The 18,902-nt window shown below is 69.5% G+C and carries 15 protein-coding genes and 1 pseudogene; 10 read left to right on the forward strand and 6 right to left on the reverse strand.

The features are described 5' to 3' along the window. Complete coding sequence (locus tag G6034_RS20265) at positions 1 to 2,139, reverse strand: FUSC family protein (protein WP_176634071.1); 2,139 nt, start codon at positions 2,137 to 2,139, stop codon at positions 1 to 3. Between the two features lie 71 nt (positions 2,140 to 2,210). Here G6034_RS20265 and G6034_RS05325 point away from each other — a divergent pair, with 71 nt between their 5' ends. Next, on the forward strand, positions 2,211 to 3,923 hold the full coding sequence (locus G6034_RS05325) for a DUF885 domain-containing protein (protein WP_176634072.1): 1,713 nt from the start codon (positions 2,211 to 2,213) through the stop codon (positions 3,921 to 3,923). A gap of 318 nt (positions 3,924 to 4,241) precedes the next feature. On the opposite strand, the gene G6034_RS05330 is transcribed toward G6034_RS05325, so the two are convergent. After that, positions 4,242 to 5,057, reverse strand: coding sequence for an SDR family NAD(P)-dependent oxidoreductase (locus G6034_RS05330; protein WP_176634073.1), 816 nt, complete (start codon positions 5,055 to 5,057; stop codon positions 4,242 to 4,244). Further along, the gene (locus G6034_RS05335) at positions 5,054 to 5,881 is read right to left on the reverse strand and encodes a hypothetical protein (RefSeq protein ID WP_176634074.1); all 828 of its coding nucleotides are present in this window, start codon (positions 5,879 to 5,881) and stop codon (positions 5,054 to 5,056) included. Before G6034_RS05335 ends, G6034_RS05330 begins: the two co-directional genes overlap by 4 nt. An 83-nt stretch (positions 5,882 to 5,964) precedes the next feature. On the opposite strand from G6034_RS05335, the gene G6034_RS05340 reads away from it, so the two are divergent. Next, positions 5,965 to 6,492 (forward strand): MarR family winged helix-turn-helix transcriptional regulator, encoded by a 528-nt coding sequence (locus G6034_RS05340; protein ID WP_176634075.1) that lies wholly within the window; start codon positions 5,965 to 5,967, stop codon positions 6,490 to 6,492. Positions 6,493 to 6,534: 42 nt separating this feature from the next. Here the strand turns inward: G6034_RS05340 and G6034_RS20085 are convergent. Continuing rightward, positions 6,535 to 6,657, reverse strand: a pseudogene (locus G6034_RS20085) (acetyl-CoA C-acyltransferase); the annotation flags it as partial. 204 nt (positions 6,658 to 6,861) lie between these two features. Between G6034_RS20085 and G6034_RS05350 the strand changes: the two are divergent. The 8 genes from G6034_RS05350 to G6034_RS05385 all read left to right on the forward strand — a co-directional run bounded on the left by G6034_RS05350 (position 6,862) and on the right by G6034_RS05385 (position 16,079). Then, positions 6,862 to 7,254 carry a YbjQ family protein gene (locus G6034_RS05350; RefSeq protein WP_176634076.1) on the forward strand — a complete coding sequence of 131 codons (393 nt, stop codon included), beginning with the start codon at positions 6,862 to 6,864 and terminating at the stop codon, positions 7,252 to 7,254. A 53-nt stretch (positions 7,255 to 7,307) separates the two neighbouring features. Beyond that, complete coding sequence (locus tag G6034_RS05355) at positions 7,308 to 7,811, forward strand: TetR family transcriptional regulator (protein ID WP_343037943.1); 504 nt, start codon at positions 7,308 to 7,310, stop codon at positions 7,809 to 7,811. Between the two features lie 186 nt (positions 7,812 to 7,997). Further along, positions 7,998 to 10,670 carry an MMPL family transporter gene (locus tag G6034_RS05360; protein ID WP_176634077.1) on the forward strand — a complete coding sequence of 891 codons (2,673 nt, stop codon included), beginning with the start codon at positions 7,998 to 8,000 and terminating at the stop codon, positions 10,668 to 10,670. A gap of 105 nt (positions 10,671 to 10,775) precedes the next feature. After that, positions 10,776 to 11,243, forward strand: a complete 468-nt coding sequence (locus G6034_RS05365) for a hypothetical protein (protein WP_176634078.1) — start codon at positions 10,776 to 10,778, stop codon at positions 11,241 to 11,243. Positions 11,244 to 11,361: 118 nt separating this feature from the next. Next, complete coding sequence (locus G6034_RS05370; RefSeq protein WP_246295316.1) at positions 11,362 to 12,624, forward strand: GAF domain-containing protein; 1,263 nt, start codon at positions 11,362 to 11,364, stop codon at positions 12,622 to 12,624. A gap of 180 nt (positions 12,625 to 12,804) precedes the next feature. Beyond that, positions 12,805 to 14,328, forward strand: coding sequence for an acetaldehyde dehydrogenase ExaC (gene exaC / locus G6034_RS05375; RefSeq protein ID WP_176634079.1), 1,524 nt, complete (start codon positions 12,805 to 12,807; stop codon positions 14,326 to 14,328). A 172-nt stretch (positions 14,329 to 14,500) separates the two neighbouring features. After that, positions 14,501 to 15,511 (forward strand): alcohol dehydrogenase AdhP, encoded by a 1,011-nt coding sequence (gene adhP / locus G6034_RS05380; RefSeq protein ID WP_176634206.1) that lies wholly within the window; start codon positions 14,501 to 14,503, stop codon positions 15,509 to 15,511. 151 nt (positions 15,512 to 15,662) lie between these two features. Further along, positions 15,663 to 16,079: a DUF779 domain-containing protein gene (locus tag G6034_RS05385; RefSeq protein WP_176634080.1), complete on the forward strand. Its 417-nt coding sequence runs from the start codon at positions 15,663 to 15,665 to the stop codon at positions 16,077 to 16,079. Between the two features lie 22 nt (positions 16,080 to 16,101). Here G6034_RS05385 and G6034_RS05390 read toward each other — a convergent pair whose 3' ends face one another. Both G6034_RS05390 and G6034_RS05395 read right to left on the reverse strand, forming a co-directional pair. Continuing rightward, on the reverse strand, positions 16,102 to 16,656 hold the full coding sequence (locus tag G6034_RS05390; RefSeq protein ID WP_176634081.1) for a TetR/AcrR family transcriptional regulator: 555 nt from the start codon (positions 16,654 to 16,656) through the stop codon (positions 16,102 to 16,104). Then, positions 16,656 to 18,803, reverse strand: coding sequence for an MFS transporter (locus G6034_RS05395; RefSeq protein ID WP_343037944.1), 2,148 nt, complete (start codon positions 18,801 to 18,803; stop codon positions 16,656 to 16,658). Before G6034_RS05395 ends, G6034_RS05390 begins: the two co-directional genes overlap by 1 nt. Between the last annotated feature and the right edge of the window lie 99 nt (positions 18,804 to 18,902).

Here is an 18,902-nt window from a genome sequence, read left to right on the forward strand (position 1 = left end):
CTAGCCGGGCCGGCTCCGGGCGCCGCGCTCCTTGAGCAGGTGAACCGTGGTGTCGAGCGCGTTGGCGATCCTGTCCGCCGCGTCCAGGACGGCCACCTGCACCGTTTCGGCCTGGACCGGGTCGCGCTGCATGGCCTCCCGGAGCGCCAGGTACGACGCACGGAGCGCCACGGCGCCGCGGGGCGGGACGCCCCCGGCCACTGCGGTTTCGCACGCCTTCAGGGTGGTGGTGCAGTCGGCCATGAAGGGCGCCAGCTGGCGCATGAGCCCCTCCACCGGTTGCTCCCCCGCGCGCAGGGAGAGCCGGGCGGCGTCGAGAATCATGGCAGCCTGGACCAGCAGGTGGCTTTGGACCAGTACGCCCTCGGCCGTGAACAGGGCGGACTGCCCCGCAACGGGCTCGGCCTGGGTGCGCTCCAGCGAGGCCTGCGCGTTGGACCGGGCCAGGCGGGCGCGGATCCGGGTGGCGTCGATGCCCTCCTTGTTGCGTTCGGGATCGGTGATGGCCGCCAGGTAGTGCCGGTACGCGGCCAGCAGCCCGGCAATGCGGGCCGGCAGGTATGTGCGCTCCCAGGCCGGCCACACGACGGTGGCGGCCACGGCCAGGATGCCCGCGACCAGCGTGTCCAGCAGACGGGGCAGTGCCACGGCACCGGCCGGGATCCCGGCCAGCTCCAGCAGCGCCACCAGGTACGCCGCGGTCCAGATGCCCATGAAGAACGCGTTGGGCGCGCCGGAGAGCCGGACGCCAAACACGAACACGGCAATCAGGGCCACGAGCGCGTAGGGGCTGCCGTGGCCCAGCAGGTAGGTGGCGCCCGTTCCCACGCCCAGCCCCACCAGGGTCCCGGCCAGCCGCGAACTGGTGCGGTGCAGTGTCGCCGCAAAATCGGGGCGCAGGAGCAGCAGCACCATCAGCGGGATCCAGTAGCCCCTGTCGGAGCCGGGCAGCAGCCGGGCCAGCCAGTCCGTGGCCGTCACCAGCACGGTCAGCCGGACGGCGTGCCTTGCCACGGCCGAGTCAAGCCGGAGGTTGGCCCGCAGAACGCCCAGCGGCGCCTGGAGGGACATCCGCACTCCTCCCACCCGCCCGGCCCGCTGCTCCACCCGGCCCTCCACGGCGCCCGGCGTGACCATGCGGGCACACGCGCGCAACTGGCCCGCCAGCGCCCGGGCGTGCAGGGACGCAAAACGGCCCGTGGGCGAGTCCGGGTGGCGGGCCATGACGTCGCGGAGCCGGGCGGCCGCCTCCGCCACCGGGGCCAGGGCGGTGTCGTCAAACACCCGGCCCCTGCGCAGGGCGGCGGACACCCCGTCCAGCGCCAGGCCGGCTTCACGCAGCAGGCGGCGGACGGCGTCGTACTGGTCTTGTGCCGCGGCCCGTTCAAAGCGCTCCAGGCAGTAGCCCAGCGCCATGACCTCGAGCCGGATCCGCTCCCCCTCGTCCAGCAGCCCCCGGTAGGAGAGCATGCTGGGTCCGTGCCCGTGGCCGAATCCGGTGATGGTGGCCCGGGCCTTGTCCAGCAGCACGCCGGCCCCGGGCGCGGTCATTTTCGGGTGCGCGGAGCGGGTGCGGGCGGACAGACCTTCGTAGAGGTCCGCCAGCACGGCCCGTTCCGGGGCGTGGCGGTGCAGGGGCCATCCGGCCAGGGCCAGCAGGCTTTGCACCAGGCCCGCCGCCGTCACCACGGCCGCTATCTGCAGCGCGGCGGATGGCGGCAGGGGGAAGCGGTTGAGCACAATGGCCACGGCCGTCGCCGCCGTGCCCACCTGGGCCACGTTGACTCCCAGCGACAGCAACATGCCCGTGGCAAAGGCAAACACCGCCACCAGCAGCAGGGACAGGGGCACGGAATGCCCGCACAGCACCGAGAGCCCGCCGCCCACCCCGGCCGCCAGGGAGGTCACGCCCATCCGGGCCAGCCGCAGCCGGTAGCTTCCCGGGCGGTCGGCAAAGGAGGCAAAAAGGGCGCCGACGGCACCGAACACGGCAATCGAGGTATTGCCCAGCGCCACGCCCAGGACCAGCGGAACCGCGACCCCACACGCGTTGCGCGCCGCAACCACCGGGTCGGACTGGGAGAAATCGAGCCGCAGCGACTTCCTGAACGTCGCTGCCACTGCCTGGATGCCGGACACGAACCCAGTATGTCAGCCCGGCTTGCGGCTGGAGCGGAAGTCCGCAGGAACCGGGTGTGTAGGCTCGTGGGATGACACTTGATCCCGCACGCCTGACCCGACCCGCCAGCGCCATCGACGCCGCTGCCAACGCCTACACGGAGAAGCTGCTGGCCCTCGATCCGGGGTTCGCCACCGAGCTGGGAATGCCCGGCCACGAGACCGAATACCGTGACTTTTCCCCCGCCGGCCTGGACGCCGCGGCCGACGCCGCCCGCCACGCCCTGGCCGGGCTTGCCGCCCTGGAGCCGGTGGACAGCGTCGACGCCGTCACCCTGCACGCCATGCGCGAACGGCTGGGACTGACCCTTGAAACCCTCGAAACGGGCTGGCCGCTGGCGGAGCTGAACAACATTGCCTCCCCCGCGCAGGGCATCCGCGCCACCTTCGACCTCATGCCCACCGCCACCGTCACCGACTGGGAACACATCTCCGGCCGCCTCGCCAACGTCCCGGCCGCCGTGGACGGCTACATATCCTCGCTGCGCGCCGGCGCCGCGCGCGGCCTGGTGTCCGCGCGCCGCCAGGTGTCCACGGTCATCGACCAGTGCGGGCGCCACGCCTCGGCGGAGGGCTTCTTCGCCACCCTCGCCGGCGGGGCCGCGCTCTCCCCCACCGCGGACGACGCCGGCACCTCCCTCCCGGCCGGTCTCACCGCGGCGCTGGCCGGCAATGCCGACCTGGCCCGGGCCGCCTACGGCACCCTGGTCGCCTTCCTGCGGGAGGAGCTCCTCCCCCAGGCACCCGAACGGGACGCCGTGGGCCGGGAACGCTACGCACTGGCCTCGCGGGAATTCCTGGGCGCCTCCGTCGACCTTGAGGAAACGTATGCCTGGGGCGTGGCGGAACTGGACCGGATCATCGCCGAACAGGAGGCCGTGGCCGGGCAGATCCGCCCCGGGGCCACCGTTGCGGAAGCCAAGGCCCTGCTCAATGCCGACCCGGCCCGGGCGCTGCACGGTACCGACGCGCTGACCGCCTGGATGCAGAAGACGTCCGACGCCGCGGTGGCCGCGCTCGCCGGGGCCCACTTCGACATCCCGGAGATCATGCGGACCCTGGAATGCAGGATTGCGCCCACCCAGGACGGCGGCATCTACTACACGGGACCGTCGGACGACTTCTCCCGGCCGGGCCGCATGTGGTGGTCGGTGCCCGAGGGCGAGGACACGTTCACCACCTGGGCGGAGACCACCACCGTCTACCACGAGGGCGTGCCCGGACACCATCTTCAGGTCGCCACGGCAACCTACCAGAGCGGGCTGCTGAACAACTGGCGGCGCAACGTCTGCTGGGTTTCCGGGCACGGCGAGGGGTGGGCACTGTACGCCGAACGGCTCATGGACCAGCTGGGGTACCTGGCCGATCCCGGGGACAGGATGGGCATGCTGGACGCGCAGCGCATGCGCGCCGCCCGCGTGGTCTTCGACATTGGCGTGCACCTGGAACTGGCCATCCCGGCACGGTGGGGCTCCGGCACGTGGACGGCGGAGGCCGGCCTGGAATTCCTGCGGGCGAACCTGGACATCTCCGCCGGGCAGCTCGACTTCGAATTCCACCGGTACCTGGGCTGGCCGGGGCAGGCGCCGTCATACAAGATCGGCCAGCGACTGTGGGAGGACATCCGAGACGCCCGTGCCCTGCGGGACGGTTCCGGTTTTTCGCTCCGCGACTTCCACACGCAGGCGCTCAACCTTGGCTCCGTGGGCCTGGACACGCTCAAGGCCGCACTGCTCGAGTACTAGGCGGCTCGGGTCTTCGGCGTCCGGCCCGCCGTGACCCGGTGGCAGGGACGCCACGAAGCCCATGCGCCGGACCCGCCGTGGCCTTGGCGCCCAGGGTTCGGCCGCTTCCCTTATGCGGCGGACGGGTGCCGGGAACTCAGACATGCGCCGGGTGGTGCGCCGGCGTCCGCCTCGGGCTCCGAATGGCCTTGGCTGGACGTCTCCCTGGGGCAAAACTCGCCGCGGGCATGGCGCCGGCGTACCGCTCCGGGGCCGCCGGTTTACGCAAACGCACGACCCAACCTGGGTTCGGCGCATGCGCCCGCCGCAACCGGGCCTTCAGTCTCGGCGCCCCGGGTTGACGGCGAACGCGGGCACTCCGGCCAGCCGTCCGCCGTCGACCGCCAGGACAGTGCCGGTGACAAAGCCGGATTGTGCCGAGCACAGCCACACGGCCGCAGCGGCAACGTCCTCCACGCGGCCCACGCGCCCCAGCGGGACGGCGGCGGCCGCCATCTCCCGGGCGCGGGGTCCGGCGGCGGCCAGGCGGTCGGTGAGGATGGGGCCGGGAGCGATGGCGTTGACGCGGATGCCGGCGGCGGCGTAGTCGAGCGCTGCCACGCGGGTCAGGCCACCCACGCCGAACTTGGACGCGACGTAGCCGGCCAGTCCGCCGACCCCCTGTTCGCCGGCAGTCGAGGACATATTGACAATGGCGCCGCCGTGCGGGTTTTTCGCCATCAGCCGCAGCTGGAATTTGAGGCAGAGGAACACACCACGCAGATCGGTGGCGACGGCGCTGTCAAAGTCGGCCGCCTCCCAATCCGCGAGCGGGGCCGGTGGCCTGCCGCCGCCGGCAAAGTTGTTGACGGCGGCGTCAAGCCGGCCGTGGCGGCGGGCCACTTCCTCCAGCAAGCCTTGGACGGAATCCTCTGCCAGAACGTCCACCTGCAGGGCCAGCGCCTGGCCGCCCAATTCCTCGATTTCCGCCACTCTTTGCGCCAACGCCCTCCGGTCCCGGGCGGCGAGCACCACGGTGGCGCCAGCCCGCGCCATGGCGGCGCCAATGGCGGCGCCGATGCCGCGGCTGGCACCCACCACGAGGGCCACCTTCCCGGCCAATGGTTCATTCGAAACGCCTGTTGTGGCATTCATGGCCGTACATGCCTTTTGCTCGCCTGTCCGGCGTGGGGCCCGGCCTGGGGTCCGGTGCGGGGCCCGACGTCGGCGCCGCTGTTGGGGCCGGATCCGGCATTGCGACCGGGGCTGCCCGGCGACCTGGTTGCCGCGGCCCGGTTCACGGGCAGCTGGAAGCCGACGGCGACGAGCCACAGCATGCCGCCAAACCGGCCGATGGGCAGCAGGAACTGCAGCGGTTCGACGGCCAGGGACAGGAAGCTGAGCTCGGACAAGGCCGCAATCACCAGTCCCGCCCAGGCCAGCCAGCGGGGGATGAAGCGCAGTACCAGCGACGGGACGGCCAGTCCCGCCACCAACAAGCCCAGCCCGGTGACGGAACCCACGCCGCCCGTGGCAAAAGCGAGGAACGCCATGGCCTGGGTCAGCACCGCATCCGAGGTGACCTCGGGCCGGCTCAGGAGCCAGGTCAGCAGGCCGGAGAGCATCAGGAATGTCGCCGCGGCAATGCCGCCGAAGTACCCGATGGCGGGCCCCGGCACCCTGACACCGAGGCGGAGCTGGCGGGCATAGACCGTGGCGGCGAAGATGCCCAGCGGCACGGCCGAACCGAAGAGCAGCATGCCCTGCAGCCGGACCGAAAGGACACTGTCGCGGTAGGACTGCGCAACGTCGTTGGCGGGCGCGAACGGGGACATGAACACGCGCCCGCCGGGCAGCAGGAGCGCCAGCACAAGCGACAGGAGGAAAATGCCGAGGCTGACGGCGGCCAGGATCCCAGGGTGCGGGCCGCCCTGGCGCCTCCGCCCGGCAACCGACCCGATGGTGGGTTCTTCCGACATGGTGAAATCATCCTCCTCAAATCAATGCAATAGTAGAATGATTCATCTAAAGAATGATTCTGTCAAGCATGTATCATAAAGGCATGGACACACCACCGAACGGCGGGCCCCGGCGCACGGCATTCCTTCTTTCGCAGTTGGGCTCCCTGTCCGCTTCCCTCTTTGCGCAGCGGACGAGGGAACTCGGCCTGACCCCGAGCGACGCCGGCACCCTGCGCCTGATCGGCCGCAGCCCTGGCCTGAGCCAGCGCACCCTGGCAGACAGGCTCGGCGCGGTTCCCAGCAGGGTGGTGCCGTTGCTCGATTCGCTGGAATCACGCGGACTGGTGGAACGGGTGCGCAGCCGCACCGACCGCCGCAACTACGAGCTGCACCTGACGGATGCCGGCCGGAACTTGCTGGGCCGGCTACGCGCGGCCGCAGAGGAGCACGAGAAGCAGCTGCTCGGTTCTTTGACGGAGGGGCAGTGCGCCGAGTTGGCCGGCCTTCTGCAGATCGTGGCGGACAGCCACCGGCTGGATGCAGACCTGCACCGCGATGCCGTGCAGGACAGCTTGCAGCCAGGCTGGAAGCAGGACCGCCCGCCGCTGGCAGGCAGCGGCGGGCGGTGAGGGGCGGCGTGCGGCGGGGCCGGCGTCGGGCTGCGCGGCGAACGCCTCGTTGAGCTCGATCGTGTCGATGTCGGCCGCCGTGGTCCCGGCCTGCGCGAACAGCTTTTGCAGGGCCACGGCCGGTGCGTAACCCATGATGGCGGGGTCCAGGGCTGCGGTCGCCACCGGTCGTTTACCCGGGGGCGATCCGTTTTCACCGCCGTCAAGGCGCTGATCGGGCGGCGAGGGCTGAGATCAGCTGCGGCACCACGGTGAAACGGAACCTGGGCGCGCCCCGCACCGGTCGCGGCGGGAGCCTTTACGTCGGCGGCGGTATGATCTTGCACACGGGCCGGCCCGCCGCCGGCCAGCGAGTCGAAAGGCCCTCCCTTGATCATCGTGACCACCAACGACATCCCCGGATACAGGATCGACGCGGTCTTTGGCGAGGTCATGGGGCTGACCGTCCGCGCCCGGCACATCGGCGCCCAGCTGAGCGCCGGGTTCCGGTCCCTGGGCGGCGGCGAGCTGCCGGAAATGACCAAGGCCCTGTACGAGAGCCGCCTGGAGGTGGTGGCGCGGATGGTCGCCGAGGCCGAGAGCAAGGGCGCCAACGCCATTGTGGCCGCCCGTTTCGACACCTCGGACATGGGGCAGAACTGGACCGAGGTCTGCTCCTACGGCACCGCGGTGTTCGCCATCCCGATCCCCGGGGGGCAGCCCGGAGCCACCGGCCAGTCAGCATACCTGGCCGCCAATCCGCAGACGCGGCCCGGCCAATGACACGCACAACCTTTAATTTGCATGGAGTGCAAACTTGCACTTAGTGTAGGAACGTGACGTGTTCCCCAACGCTCCCCGACTCCCCCGCCACCCCGTCCCGCCGCGAGCTGAACAAGGCCGCCACGCGGGAGGCCATCGCCGGCGCCACCCTCGATTTCCTGCGGTCCAAGGCCCTCAACGAGTTCACGGCCGACGACGTCGCAGCCGCCGCCGGGGTTTCCCGGCGCACGTTCTTCAACTACTTCTCCTCGGTGGAGGCGGCCGTTGCCAGCTTCACGGAAAACTACCTGGACACCGTCATCGCCGAGCTGGAGTCCCGGCCGGCCGACGAGCCCATCCTGGAAGCGGCACAGCATGCCCTTTCCTCCGAAAACAGCACCAGCGGGCTGGCCGTACTGGCCGAAACGTTCGCCCTGACCCAGGATCCCCAGCTGGCGCGGTTCCAACTCCAGGCCTGGGACGACTGCAGCGTCAAGATCGCCGACGTTGCCCGCCGCCGCCTTCCGCCCGCCACGGACGAACTGTACATCCAGGCCATGGTGGGGGCCGTCGTCTGAAGCTGCAAGGCGGCATTCGGCGTGTGGTTCCAAGACCGCGGCACCAACACCTCCCCCGCTTCCGTGGCGCAACTGCGCGAACTGCTCGGCACCACCATTTCCCTGGTCCGCAACGGATTCAGCAACTAGGTTTTCACCTTGGCCTGCGCCCCGCCCGCGCCGGCCATTCAACCCGAAGGACGCAACATGGCTCTCTGGCTGTTCCGGCTTGGCCGATTTTCCGCTCACCGTGCGTGGTTGGTGATCGTCGCGTGGGCCGTCATCATGGGCCTGGTGGGCGGGGCCGCGGCACTGTTCATGGGCACCATGACCAACAACTTCCAGATTCCCGGCACCGAGACGCAGCAGATGGCGGACAAGCTCAAGGCCGACCTCCCCGAGGCGTCCGGCGGTTCCGGCACGGTGGTCTTCACCAGCACCAACGGCCTGGCGTTCACGCCCGCCCAGGAGAAGGCCATCTCGGCCGCGCTGGCCACGGCCACCTCGGTGCCCACCGTCAAGGGCGTCATCGACCCCTTCGCGACCACGGCCGCCCTCAAGGAATCACAGGCCAGGCTGGCCGAGGGCGCCAAGGCCCTGGCGGCCGGCGAGACCCGGCTGGCCGGGGGGAAGAAGACGCTCGACGCCTCGGCCGCGCAGCTTGCGGACGGCCAGGCCAAACTCGACGCAGGCCAGGCCCGGCTGGACGACCAAAAGAAGCAGATCGCGGCCCTTCCGGCCGGGTCCCCGCAGGCCGCAGCCGCCTCGGCGCAGCTCACTGCGGCACAGGCGCAGCTGGATGCACAAAAGGCACAGCTCGCCGCCGGCCAGGAGCAGCTTGCCGCCGGCCAGTCCAAATACGAGGCCTCCGCGAAGGAGCTCGCGGCCAAAAAGTCCGAGCTTGCCACGGGCCAGCGCTCCGCAGAAGCCGCATCCGGGCTTCGCTTCGTGTCTGAAAACGGCAAGGCCGCCATCGGCCAGGTGCAATTTTCCGAATCGATGAACGCTGTCACCCCCGCGAACCGGCAGCTGCTGCAGGACAAGCTGAACACCCTGGATTCCAGCGGGGTCACCGTGGGCTACAGCAAGGAAATCGTCGAGGACGTCTCCTCACTGTTTGGCATTGCCGAGGTGCTGGGCATCGCCGTGGCCGCCGCCGTGCTGATCATCATGCTGGGCACGCTCATTGCCGCCGGACTTCCGCTGGTCATGGCCCTGGTCGGCGTGGGCATCGGCGTGGGCGGGACCATGGCGCTGACCGGCGTCATTGAAATGTCCTCCATCTCCCCCATGCTCGCGTTGATGCTTGGACTGGCCGTCGGCATTGACTACTCGCTGTTCATCGTGAACCGCCACCGCCAGCAGCTGCTGGCCGGCATGGAGATGCGCGAATCCATTGCCAAGGCAACGGGCACCTCCGGCAACGCCGTGCTGTTTGCCGGGCTGACCGTCGTCATTGCCCTGGCCGCGCTCTCCGTGACGGGCCTGCCGTTTCTCGCGATCCTGGGCCTGGCAGCGGCCGCCACGGTTGCCGTTGCCGTGTTGATCGCCCTGTCCCTGACGCCGGCCATCCTGTCGCTGATGGGCAGGCGCGTCATTTCCAAGCGCACCTGGGCCAGGAACGCGGCCGCCAGGAAGCGGCACGATTCCGAGGCGGCCGGCCTGTCCACCAGGGACGCGGCAGCCCGCCACGACGCCAAGGACATCGCCCGCAGCGCCCGCGCCTGGGGCGGACTGGTCACCAGGCACCCCGTCATTGCGCTGGTCACGGCCGTGCTGGCCCTGGTGGTTGTCGCGATCCCGGCGGCAGGACTGCGCCTGGCGCTGCCCGACGGCGGCTCCGAACCCGTTGACTCCAGCGCCTTCAAGGCGTACTCCATCACCGGCGCCAACTTTGGCGAGGGCATGAACGGGCCAATCATCGTGGTGGGCTCGCTGCCGGCCGGACTCAACCGGCAAAACGCCACGGTGCTGAACCTGGACGTGGCCGACCAGCTCCGCAAGGTGCCCAACGTCAAGGCCGCCATTCCCGTCTCGGTCAGCAAGAACCTCCGCACGGCCGTCTATCAGGTCATTCCGGCGGAAGGTCCGGCCAGCGCCAGCACCGTCCAGGTGGTTCACGACCTCCGGAGCGAAGGTGCCGCAATCCAGGCCCAGCACCACGTCGGCATCGGGCTGACGGGCCAGACGGCGGCGAACGTCGATGTCTCAGCCAAGCTGGGTGCGGCGCTGCCGCCCTACCTGGCCATCGTCGTCGGACTTTCCCTGATACTGCTGATCCTGGTGTTCCGCTCCATCCTGGTGCCGGTCCTGGCGACGGCGGGGTTCCTCCTCTCCCTCGTTGCGGCGTTTGGCGGCGTGGTGGCCGTGTACCAGTGGGGCTGGCTGGGCGGCATCTTCGACGTGCCCCACCCCGGCGCGGTGCTCAGCTTCCTGCCCATCATCCTGATCGGCGTGCTGTTCGGTCTCGCCATGGACTACCAGGTGTTCATTGCCTCCGGCATGCGCGAGGCGTTTGTCCACGGGCAGGACGCCAGGCAGGCCGTCCGGACCGGGTTCAAGCACGCGGCACCAGTGGTCACGGCCGCTGCCATCATCATGACCAGCGTGTTTTCCGGGTTCATCTTCTCCCATCTGACCATGGTCCGGCCCCTCGGTTTCGCGCTGGCGTTCGGCGTGCTGATCGACGCGTTCGTGGTCCGCATGACCATCATCCCCGCCGCCATGCACCTCTTGGGCAGCTCCGCCTGGTGGATCCCGAAATGGCTGGACAGGATCCTCCCGGATGTGGATGTCGAGGGAGCCAGGCTGGTGTCGCTGACCGGGACGGGCGCCGCGGCGTCCATGACGGCCGAACCGGAGCCCGCTGCCGCCGGGTAGGCTCCGGGCGCTCACGCAACCGCGACGCCCCCGTGCGCGGGATGGGTTGCATTAGAATGTGATGCACGGCACTCCCCCATTCCAGGGGCGCCGGGAGGAGCAATCGTGAGTGAGGATCCGCAGGCACGGGAGGAGCTCTCCGCACGCATCGAACAACGGCGCTCCGCCGTCGCGACGTTCCTCCGCGGAGCCCGGCCGCGCCGGAACCGGCTGGCGAACATCAGCATCGTGGGCAGCGCCCTCGCGGCCCTTGTCACGGTGGGCCCGGCCGTCGGAGGGACCCGGTTCACCAGCTCCGTGCAGGGCATCTTTTCGCTGGCCGACGATTCAATCGTCTGGCGGGTCCTGTGCCTGGCCGCGGTCCTGCTGTCCCTGGCCGCGGCGCTGTCAACCAACCTGGCCAATTCGCACGCCGTTGCCGCGCAGGTCTCAGCGGCCGAGGCCTGCAACGCGGAACTGGACGGCCTCGACGCCGCCCTGGCCTTTGGGCACCTCTCCACCGACGACGCCGTTGCCCTGTACCGGCAGTATGTGGCCAAGGTGTCGTTCATCGACGATGCGCCACGGCGGTAGCCTTGCCTCTTCGCCTAGACTGTGAGTCACACCACGCCGCCCGGCCCCGGGCCGGCCGGTCCCGCTTCCCCCGTCGACATCCGTGGCTGCCGACATTCGTGGCTTAGGAGAGTCCTTGTTGCCATCCCCCCAGAGGCAGGCCGGGCACGGCCGCGATCAGGTGCGCGCCCTGGTGCGCGACTCCTGGCAGCGGTCCTTGGAGGCCCTGCCGTCCCCCGAGGGGGCCAGCCCGCCGGTGGTGTGGGAAAGCCGCGAGCTCGAGGACTTCCGCCGCAACCACCCCCTGGCGGCCATCATGCCAGTGATCCAGCACCTCCTGGTGGCGCCCAGCCACGACACCGGGCTGCTGGTTGCCGTGGGCGATGAACACGGCCGGCTGCTGTGGGTCGAGGGCGATTCCGCGGCCCGACGCAACGGCGAACGCATCAACTTTGCCCAAGGCGCCGATTGGTCCGAGCTGGCGGCCGGAACCAGCGCCCCCGGCACCGCGCTGGTGCTGGGCCGGGGCGTCCAAATCCGGGGCGAGGAGCACTTCAACCCCGCCGTCCATTCCTGGAGTTGCACGGCGGTCCCCCTGCACGACCCCGATTCCGGCGGCATCCTGGGCATCGTGGACATCACGGGCGGGATCGACGCCGTGGGCGCGAACACCCTTTCGCTGGTCCAGGCCACTGTCGCGGCGGCCGAGGCGCAGCTGCGCATCCAGCGGCTGGAACTCCGGGCCGCGGAACCGCGCCGCGGCACCGCCGGGAGGACCGCGGCGGCCGGGGCGCCGCCGTCGTTCGCCAAGCCGCTGTACCGGGACAGCCTGCAGATCCTGGGCCGCGACCAGGGCGTGCTGCACCTGGCCGGGCAGGCGCTCACGCTCAGCGAGCGCCATACCGAAATACTTGCCATGCTGGCATTGCACCCGGCCGGGCTCACGGCCGAGGAGCTTTCGGACATGGTCTATCCGGTGGGCACGTCCCTGACCAGCATCCGCGCCGAAATGGTGCGCCTGCGCAAGCTCCTGCGCAGGCACGGGCCGTCGCTGGTCCCGGAATCGCGGCCCTACCGGCTTCCCCGCACGCTGGTGGTCGACGCCGGGCAGGTCCTCAGCTACCTGGACCGCGGCGCGCACCGGCTCGCCCTGAACATTTACAAGGGCGCAGTGCTGCCCCGCTCCGAAGCCCCGGCCGTGGAGGAGCTGCGCACCCGGACCGGGCTGCTGCTGCGCGAGGCGATCCTGGGCGACGCCAGCCCCGACGTGGTGCTGGCCTACCTCCAGCTCCCGGAGGCAGCGGACGACGCCGAGGCCTGGCACTGCGCCCTGCGCCTCCTGCCGCCGCGCTCGCCCCGGCGCGCCGCCCTGGTGGCCCATCTGGAGTCGCTCGAAGCGTAGCGCCGTCCTGTTGTGCGTACCGCGCCGAACGCCGACGGCGCAGGACAGTGTCCTGCGCAACGCCCCGCATGAACGGAGTGCAGAACAGGACGCCTCCCATGCAACGTGGTTGCAACGTAGCCGCACGTACGCTTCAGGGCAAGGACATCGAGGTCCCCCACCGCAAGAGGAGTTCAGACAATGACTGTTTATGCACAGCCCGGCACCGAGGGTTCGAAGGTCACGTTCAAGGACCGCTACGAGAACTGGATCGGCGGCGAATGGGTTGCCCCCGTCAAGGGCCAATACTTTGACAACATCACTCCCGTCACGGGCAAGGTGTTCTGCGAGGTGGCCCGCGGCACGGCCGAGGACATCGAGCTGGCCTTGGACGCGGCGCACAAGGTCGCCCCGAGCTGGGGCCAGACGTCCGCCACCGAGCGTGCGGCCGTGCTGAACAGGATCGCGGACCGCATCGACGCCAACGTGGAGCTGCTGGCCGTCGCCGAGTCCTGGGACAACGGCAAGGCCGTCCGCGAAACCCTCAACGCGGACATCCCCCTCGCGGCCGACCACTTCCGCTACTTCGCCTCCGTGGTCCGCGCCCAGGAAGGCCGGCTGACCCAGCTCGACGACAACACCACCGCCTACCACTACCACGAGCCCCTCGGCGTGGTCGGCCAGATCATCCCCTGGAACTTCCCCATCCTGATGGCCGTGTGGAAGCTGGCGCCGGCACTCGCGGCCGGAAACGCCGTCGTCCTTAAGCCGGCGGAGCAGACGCCCGCCTCCATCCTGGTCCTCATGGAGCTGATCGGCGACCTCCTGCCGGCCGGCGTCTTGAACGTGGTCAACGGCTTTGGCGTGGAGGCCGGCAAGCCGCTGGCCTCGTCCAAGCGCATCCGCAAGATCGCGTTCACCGGCGAGACCACCACGGGCCGCCTCATCAGCCAGTACGCGTCCCAGAACCTCATCCCGGTCACGCTGGAGCTGGGTGGCAAGAGCCCGAACATCTTCTTCAGCGACGTCGCCGACAAGGACGATTCCTTCTACGACAAGGCACTGGAGGGGTTCACGCTCTATGCCTTCAACCAGGGCGAAGTCTGCACCTGCCCGTCCCGCGCCCTCGTCCAGGGCGACATCTACGAGTCCTTCATGGCCGACGCCGTGGCCCGCACCGAGGCCATCATCCAGGGCAACCCGCTGGACACCGACACCCAGATCGGCGCGCAGGCCTCCAACGACCAGATGGAGAAGATCCTCTCCTACATCGACATCGGCAGGCAGGAGGGCGCCAAGCTGCTGACCGGCGGCGGGCGCAACATCCTCCCCGGCGACCTGGCCGGCGGCTACTACGTCCAGCCCACCATCTTCGAGGGCACCAACGACATGCGCATCTTCCAGGAGGAGATCTTCGGCCCCGTCCTGGCGGTGACGAAGTTCGACGACTACGCCGACGCGCTCCACATCGCCAACGACACCCTCTACGGGCTCGGCGCCGGCGTCTGGTCCCGCAACGGCAACACGGCCTACCGTGCCGGGCGCGAAATCCAGGCCGGCCGCGTCTGGGTCAACAACTACCACGCCTACCCCGCGGGGGCCGCGTTTGGCGGCTACAAGTCCTCCGGCATCGGGCGCGAAAACCACGCCATGATGCTGGACCACTACCAGCAGACCAAGAACCTGCTGGTCAGCTACAGCGAGGACAAGCTCGGCTTCTTCTAAACCCCACGGGAAACGCTCCCCCAGAAGCGGGGCACTTTCCCCAGACGCTTCCTCAATTTTTCCACGCACGACGCCGGGCATCTGCCCTTGGGTGCCCGGCGCACCCCTTCCGCAGCCACCACGTTCCACCCAAGTGTTCAGCCAGTGTTCAAAGGAGAACCCCATGTCCACCATGCATGCAGCAGTAGTGAAGGAATTCGGCACGCCCCTCACCGTTGAGGAGTATCCCCTCCCCACCCCCGGGCCCGGCCAGGCCCTGGTCAAGTTGATTTCCAGCGGCGTCTGCCACACGGACCTGCACGCCGCGGAAGGCGACTGGCCGGTCAAGCCGAGCCCGCCGTTTGTCCCCGGTCACGAAGGTGTGGGTGAGGTCGTTGCCCTGGGCGAGGGAGTCACCTCCCTGGCACTCGGCGACCTCGTGGGTAACGCCTGGTTGTGGAGTGCCTGCGGCGACTGTGAATACTGCCGCACCGGCTGGGAGACGCTGTGCGAGTCCCAGCAAAACGCCGGCTACAGCGTGGACGGCTCCTTTGGCGAGTACATGCTGGTCGATGCCGAGTTTGCCCCGCGCATTCCGGAAGGGGCCGATCCGGTGGAGATCGCCCCCGTCCTCTGCGCCGGCGTGACCGTCTACAAGGGCCTGAAGATGACCGAGGCCCGCCCGGGCCAATGGGTTGTCATCTCCGGCATCGGCGGCCTGGGGCACATCGCTGTCCAGTACGCCGTCGCCATGGGCCTGCGCGTGGCCGCCGTTGACATTGCCGAGGACAAACTCTCACTTGCCCGCAAGCACGGGGCCGAAATCACCGTCAACGCCTCGCTGGAAGACCCGGTTGAGTCGGTCCAGCGCCAGACCGGCGGCGTCCACGGGGTGCTCGTCACGGCCGTGCACCCGGCCGCGTTTGGCCAGGCGATCGGCATGACCCGCCGCGGCGGCACGATCGTGTTCAACGGCCTGCCCCCGGGCGACTTCCCGGCACCGATCTTCGACGTGGTGCTCAAGGGACTGACCATCCGCGGCTCCATCGTGGGCACCCGCCAGGACATGGAGGAGGCCCTTGACTTCTATGCCCGCGGCTTGATCCACCCCACGGTCTCCACCCGCAACCTTGGCGAAATCAACGAGGTGCTTGACGAGATGCGCGCCGGCAAGATCGACGGCCGCGTCGTCATCAAGTACTAAACGCTCCCGCGCAAGCGGGGCGCATTTCCCCGACGCCCGGTTGCAAACGGGGACGCTTTCCCCGACGCTCCCTCACCCGCTGCAAAGTGCACGGCGCAGGTGAGGGAGCGTCGCGGGGCAGGCCCAACCACCCAAGGCAAGGAACAGTCCAATGGCCGCAGCATCAGCCGTCCTGAATGCAGGAATCACCATTCCCGGCGAGAGGGTGTCCCGCGTGGCGTTGACGCCAACCGCCGTCGAGCTCTTGCAGAAGATGTGGGGAGTCCACGGCCCCCTGATGTTCCACCAGTCGGGCGGGTGCTGCGACGGCTCCTCGCCCATGTGCTATCCGGCGGGCGAATTCATCACCGCCGAGGCGGACATCATGCTGGGGCTCTTTCAGCTGCCAGACTGCGGGCCGCTGGAGTTCTGGATGTCGAAGGAGCAGTTCAACTACTGGTCCCACACGCACCTCACGGTCGACGTCGTCAACGGTCGCGGCAGCGGGTTCTCCGTTGAGGCCCCCGAGGGAAAGCGGTTCCTGATCCGCTCCCGCCTCGTGGAAGGCTTCGACCGCGCCGCCCGCTGAGGGGCGGTCACCATCTCAAACCTCAACGGTCCGGGGCGTGCTCGTCGATGATGCCCTGGACGATGGCGCCGTACTGCTGAATCAGGGCCTCGTCGGCCATTTCCCCGTGGTCCAGCAGGCCCAGGACGCGGACGCCCGCTCCCAGCCCCATGACCACGCACACCACCAGCTGCGACTTTTGCCGCCCCGGCGAGGTGTCGTCGATTTGCCCGGCCATCCAGCTGATGTACCGTTCACGAAGTTCTGCCCGCGCAGCGTCCTTGTCCGGCGCGTCCTGCACCAGCAGCGGCACCATGGACCACGGCTCCGGCTCGCCATGCCGGCGCCGGCGCAGGATCCTGCGCACCAGGGCGAATCCGAGCGGCTCGTCCTTTTCCAGCAGCAGGTCCGAGCTGGGCACGTCCGGTGCGGCCGCCGCGTAGAGCTTGGCCTTGCTGCCCATCACCTTCATGACCATGGCGGGCGAAAAGCCGGCCAGCGAGGCCACGTCCTTGACCGTCACCGCCGTGTAGCCGCGCTCGCCAAAAAGCTGCCGGGCGGCCTCGACCACCGCATCCCGTGTGCTGGGCCGGCCCATCAGGCGCCCGCCCGGGCATGCTCGGCCGTGGCCGGCTCCGGGCTGCCGCCCAGGTCCAGGTCGACCACGGCCGGGCGCGAGGACAGGGAGAGCTGCACCGACTGGCTGCGCAGGCCCTCCGGCTCCAGCCCCGTCAGAATGTACCGGCCGGCCGCTGGAAGCGGCACCTCATACCGTCCCGAGCCGTCGCTGAACGTGGACATGACAAATTCACCGCTGGCCTTGGTCAGCGTGACCAGGGCGTGCTCCAGGGCCCGGCCGCCGTCGGCCACCGTGCCGGACAGCGTCAGCCTCAGGGTGAGCCGGATGTTTTCCGTGCTGGAGGAATCCACAAACTCCAGGACCTGCGAGCTGGGGGCCCAGCCGTCCGCGCTGGACACAATCAGGTAGCGCCCGGACGCCGGCAGGACCAGCGAGTAGCGGCCGGCGTTGTCCGCACGGCTCCAGTCGGCTGGTTCGCCGTTGGTGTGCAGGGCGTTGACCACGGCCTGCCGGATCGGCTTCCCGCCCGCGCCCATCACGGTGCCGCCGACCACAATTTCGTCATCCGCCGGCCGCCCGTCCCCTGCCGCGGCAGGGGGGACGACGGCGGCCGGAAGTCCCGCCGGGCGGGCCGCACCCGCGGCACCCGGCCGGGCACCGGCGTCGTACACGCCGGTGGACGTCCCGCCCGCCAGCCCGGGTGCCGCCTGGACGCGCGGGATGAACACGGAGACGCCGATGGACAGCAGGGCCGCGATGGCCGCGTACCAGAACACTTCCTTGAACGCGTCCTCGGTGGGCAGCGCCAGGGGCCCGACGTGGACCACGGCCGAGGTCAGGACGGCCCCGACGACGGCGGACATGGTGGAGGTGCCGACGGCGCGCAGCAGCGAGTTCAACCCGTTCGCGGACGCCGTTTCCGTGATCGGCACCGAGCGCATGATCAGGGTGGGCATGGCGGCGTAGGCGATGGCCGTGCCCATGCTGACGACGGTGGCGCCGAGGATGACCATCCAGACCTCGCCGGTGAGGAAGACGCGCGCCACGTAGGAGACGGCCAGCACCAGCGAGCCGGCGATCAGCGTGACCTTGGCGCCGTGCCGCTTGGTGATCGCCGCGGAAACCGGGGCCAGGGCCACCATGGCCAGGCCGGAGGGGATCATGCACAGCCCCGCAACCACCACGCTCAGGCCAAACCCGTAGCCGCCAAGGTTGGGCAGCTGGAGCTGCTGGGTGGTGGTGAGCATGTTTGCGTACATCGAGAAGCCCACCAGGATGGAGGCGATGTTGGTCAGCAGCACCGGTTTGCGGGCGGAGGTGCGCAGGTCCACCATCGGCTGGCTGACCCTCAGCTCATAGGGGAACCAGAGGGCCAAAAACACCACTGTCCCGATGAACAGCAGGATCACCGGCTCGCTGGTCCAACCCCATTCGCCGCCCTTGGAAATGGCCAGCAACAGCGAGGTCAGGGCCGCTGTCAGCAACACCGCGCCGACGCCGTCGAACTTGCCGCGGGTGCGCACGGCGGATTCAGGCACGATGGCAATCACGGCGATGATGAGCAGCACCCCGATGACGGCGGAGATCCAGAAGATGGCCTGCCAGCCGAGGGACTCGTAGATCACGCCGGCCAGGGGCAGGCCCAGGGCACTGCCGATCCCGAGCGTCGCGCTCATCAGGGCGACCGCCGAGGCAACCTTCTCGCGGGGAAGTTCGTCGCGCATGATGCTGATGCCGACGGGGATGAGGGAGGCGGCCAGGCCCTGGAACGCGCGGCCGATCAACAGCATGAGGAACGTGCCGCCCGCCGCGGCGATGACGGATCCGATGACCATGGTCACCATGGCGACCACCATCATCCGCCGCTTGCCGAACATGTCCGCGAGCCGGGAAATGATGGGGGTGGCGATGGCGCTGGTGAGCAGCGTGACGGTCACCAGCCAGGATGCGTTGTCGGCGGAGGTGCCCAGGATTTTGGGGAAGTCCGGCAGCAGCGGCACCACCATGGTCTGCTGCAGCGCGACCACCGTCCCGGCCAGGCACAGGATGGTAATGACGAGCGAGGTCCGCTTGGGCGCGGACGGCCTGCCGGCACGCTGGCCCTTGGCGGCGGCACCCTTTCCGGCGGGACTGGGATTATCGCGGACGGCCAAATGGGACGGCACGGGCTTCCTTCACAGGCTTGGGGGTTGGTGAACGCGCGTTCACCCAAATAGTGAATCATCGTTCACCGCCTCACGTCAAACCGCCACGCACGGCACCTT

This window comes from Arthrobacter wenxiniae (assembly GCF_013376105.1).
Taxonomy (GTDB): Bacteria; Actinomycetota; Actinomycetes; order Actinomycetales; family Micrococcaceae; genus Specibacter; species Specibacter wenxiniae.

What these genes read in the sequence shown, in the direction of transcription:
- G6034_RS05325 (WP_176634072.1), top strand. Translation starts at nt 2,211, where the DNA reads ATGACACTTGATCCCGCACGCCTGACCCGACCCGCCAGCGCCATCGAC.
- G6034_RS05330 (WP_176634073.1), bottom strand. Translation starts at nt 5,057, where the DNA reads ATGAATGCCACAACAGGCGTTTCGAATGAACCATTGGCCGGGAAGGTG.
- G6034_RS05335 (WP_176634074.1), bottom strand. Translation starts at nt 5,881, where the DNA reads ATGTCGGAAGAACCCACCATCGGGTCGGTTGCCGGGCGGAGGCGCCAG.
- G6034_RS05340 (WP_176634075.1), top strand. Translation starts at nt 5,965, where the DNA reads ATGGACACACCACCGAACGGCGGGCCCCGGCGCACGGCATTCCTTCTT.
- G6034_RS05360 (WP_176634077.1), top strand. Translation starts at nt 7,998, where the DNA reads ATGGCTCTCTGGCTGTTCCGGCTTGGCCGATTTTCCGCTCACCGTGCG.
- exaC (WP_176634079.1), top strand. Translation starts at nt 12,805, where the DNA reads ATGACTGTTTATGCACAGCCCGGCACCGAGGGTTCGAAGGTCACGTTC.
- adhP (WP_176634206.1), top strand. Translation starts at nt 14,501, where the DNA reads ATGCATGCAGCAGTAGTGAAGGAATTCGGCACGCCCCTCACCGTTGAG.
- G6034_RS05385 (WP_176634080.1), top strand. Translation starts at nt 15,663, where the DNA reads ATGGCCGCAGCATCAGCCGTCCTGAATGCAGGAATCACCATTCCCGGC.
- G6034_RS05390 (WP_176634081.1), bottom strand. Translation starts at nt 16,656, where the DNA reads ATGGGCCGGCCCAGCACACGGGATGCGGTGGTCGAGGCCGCCCGGCAG.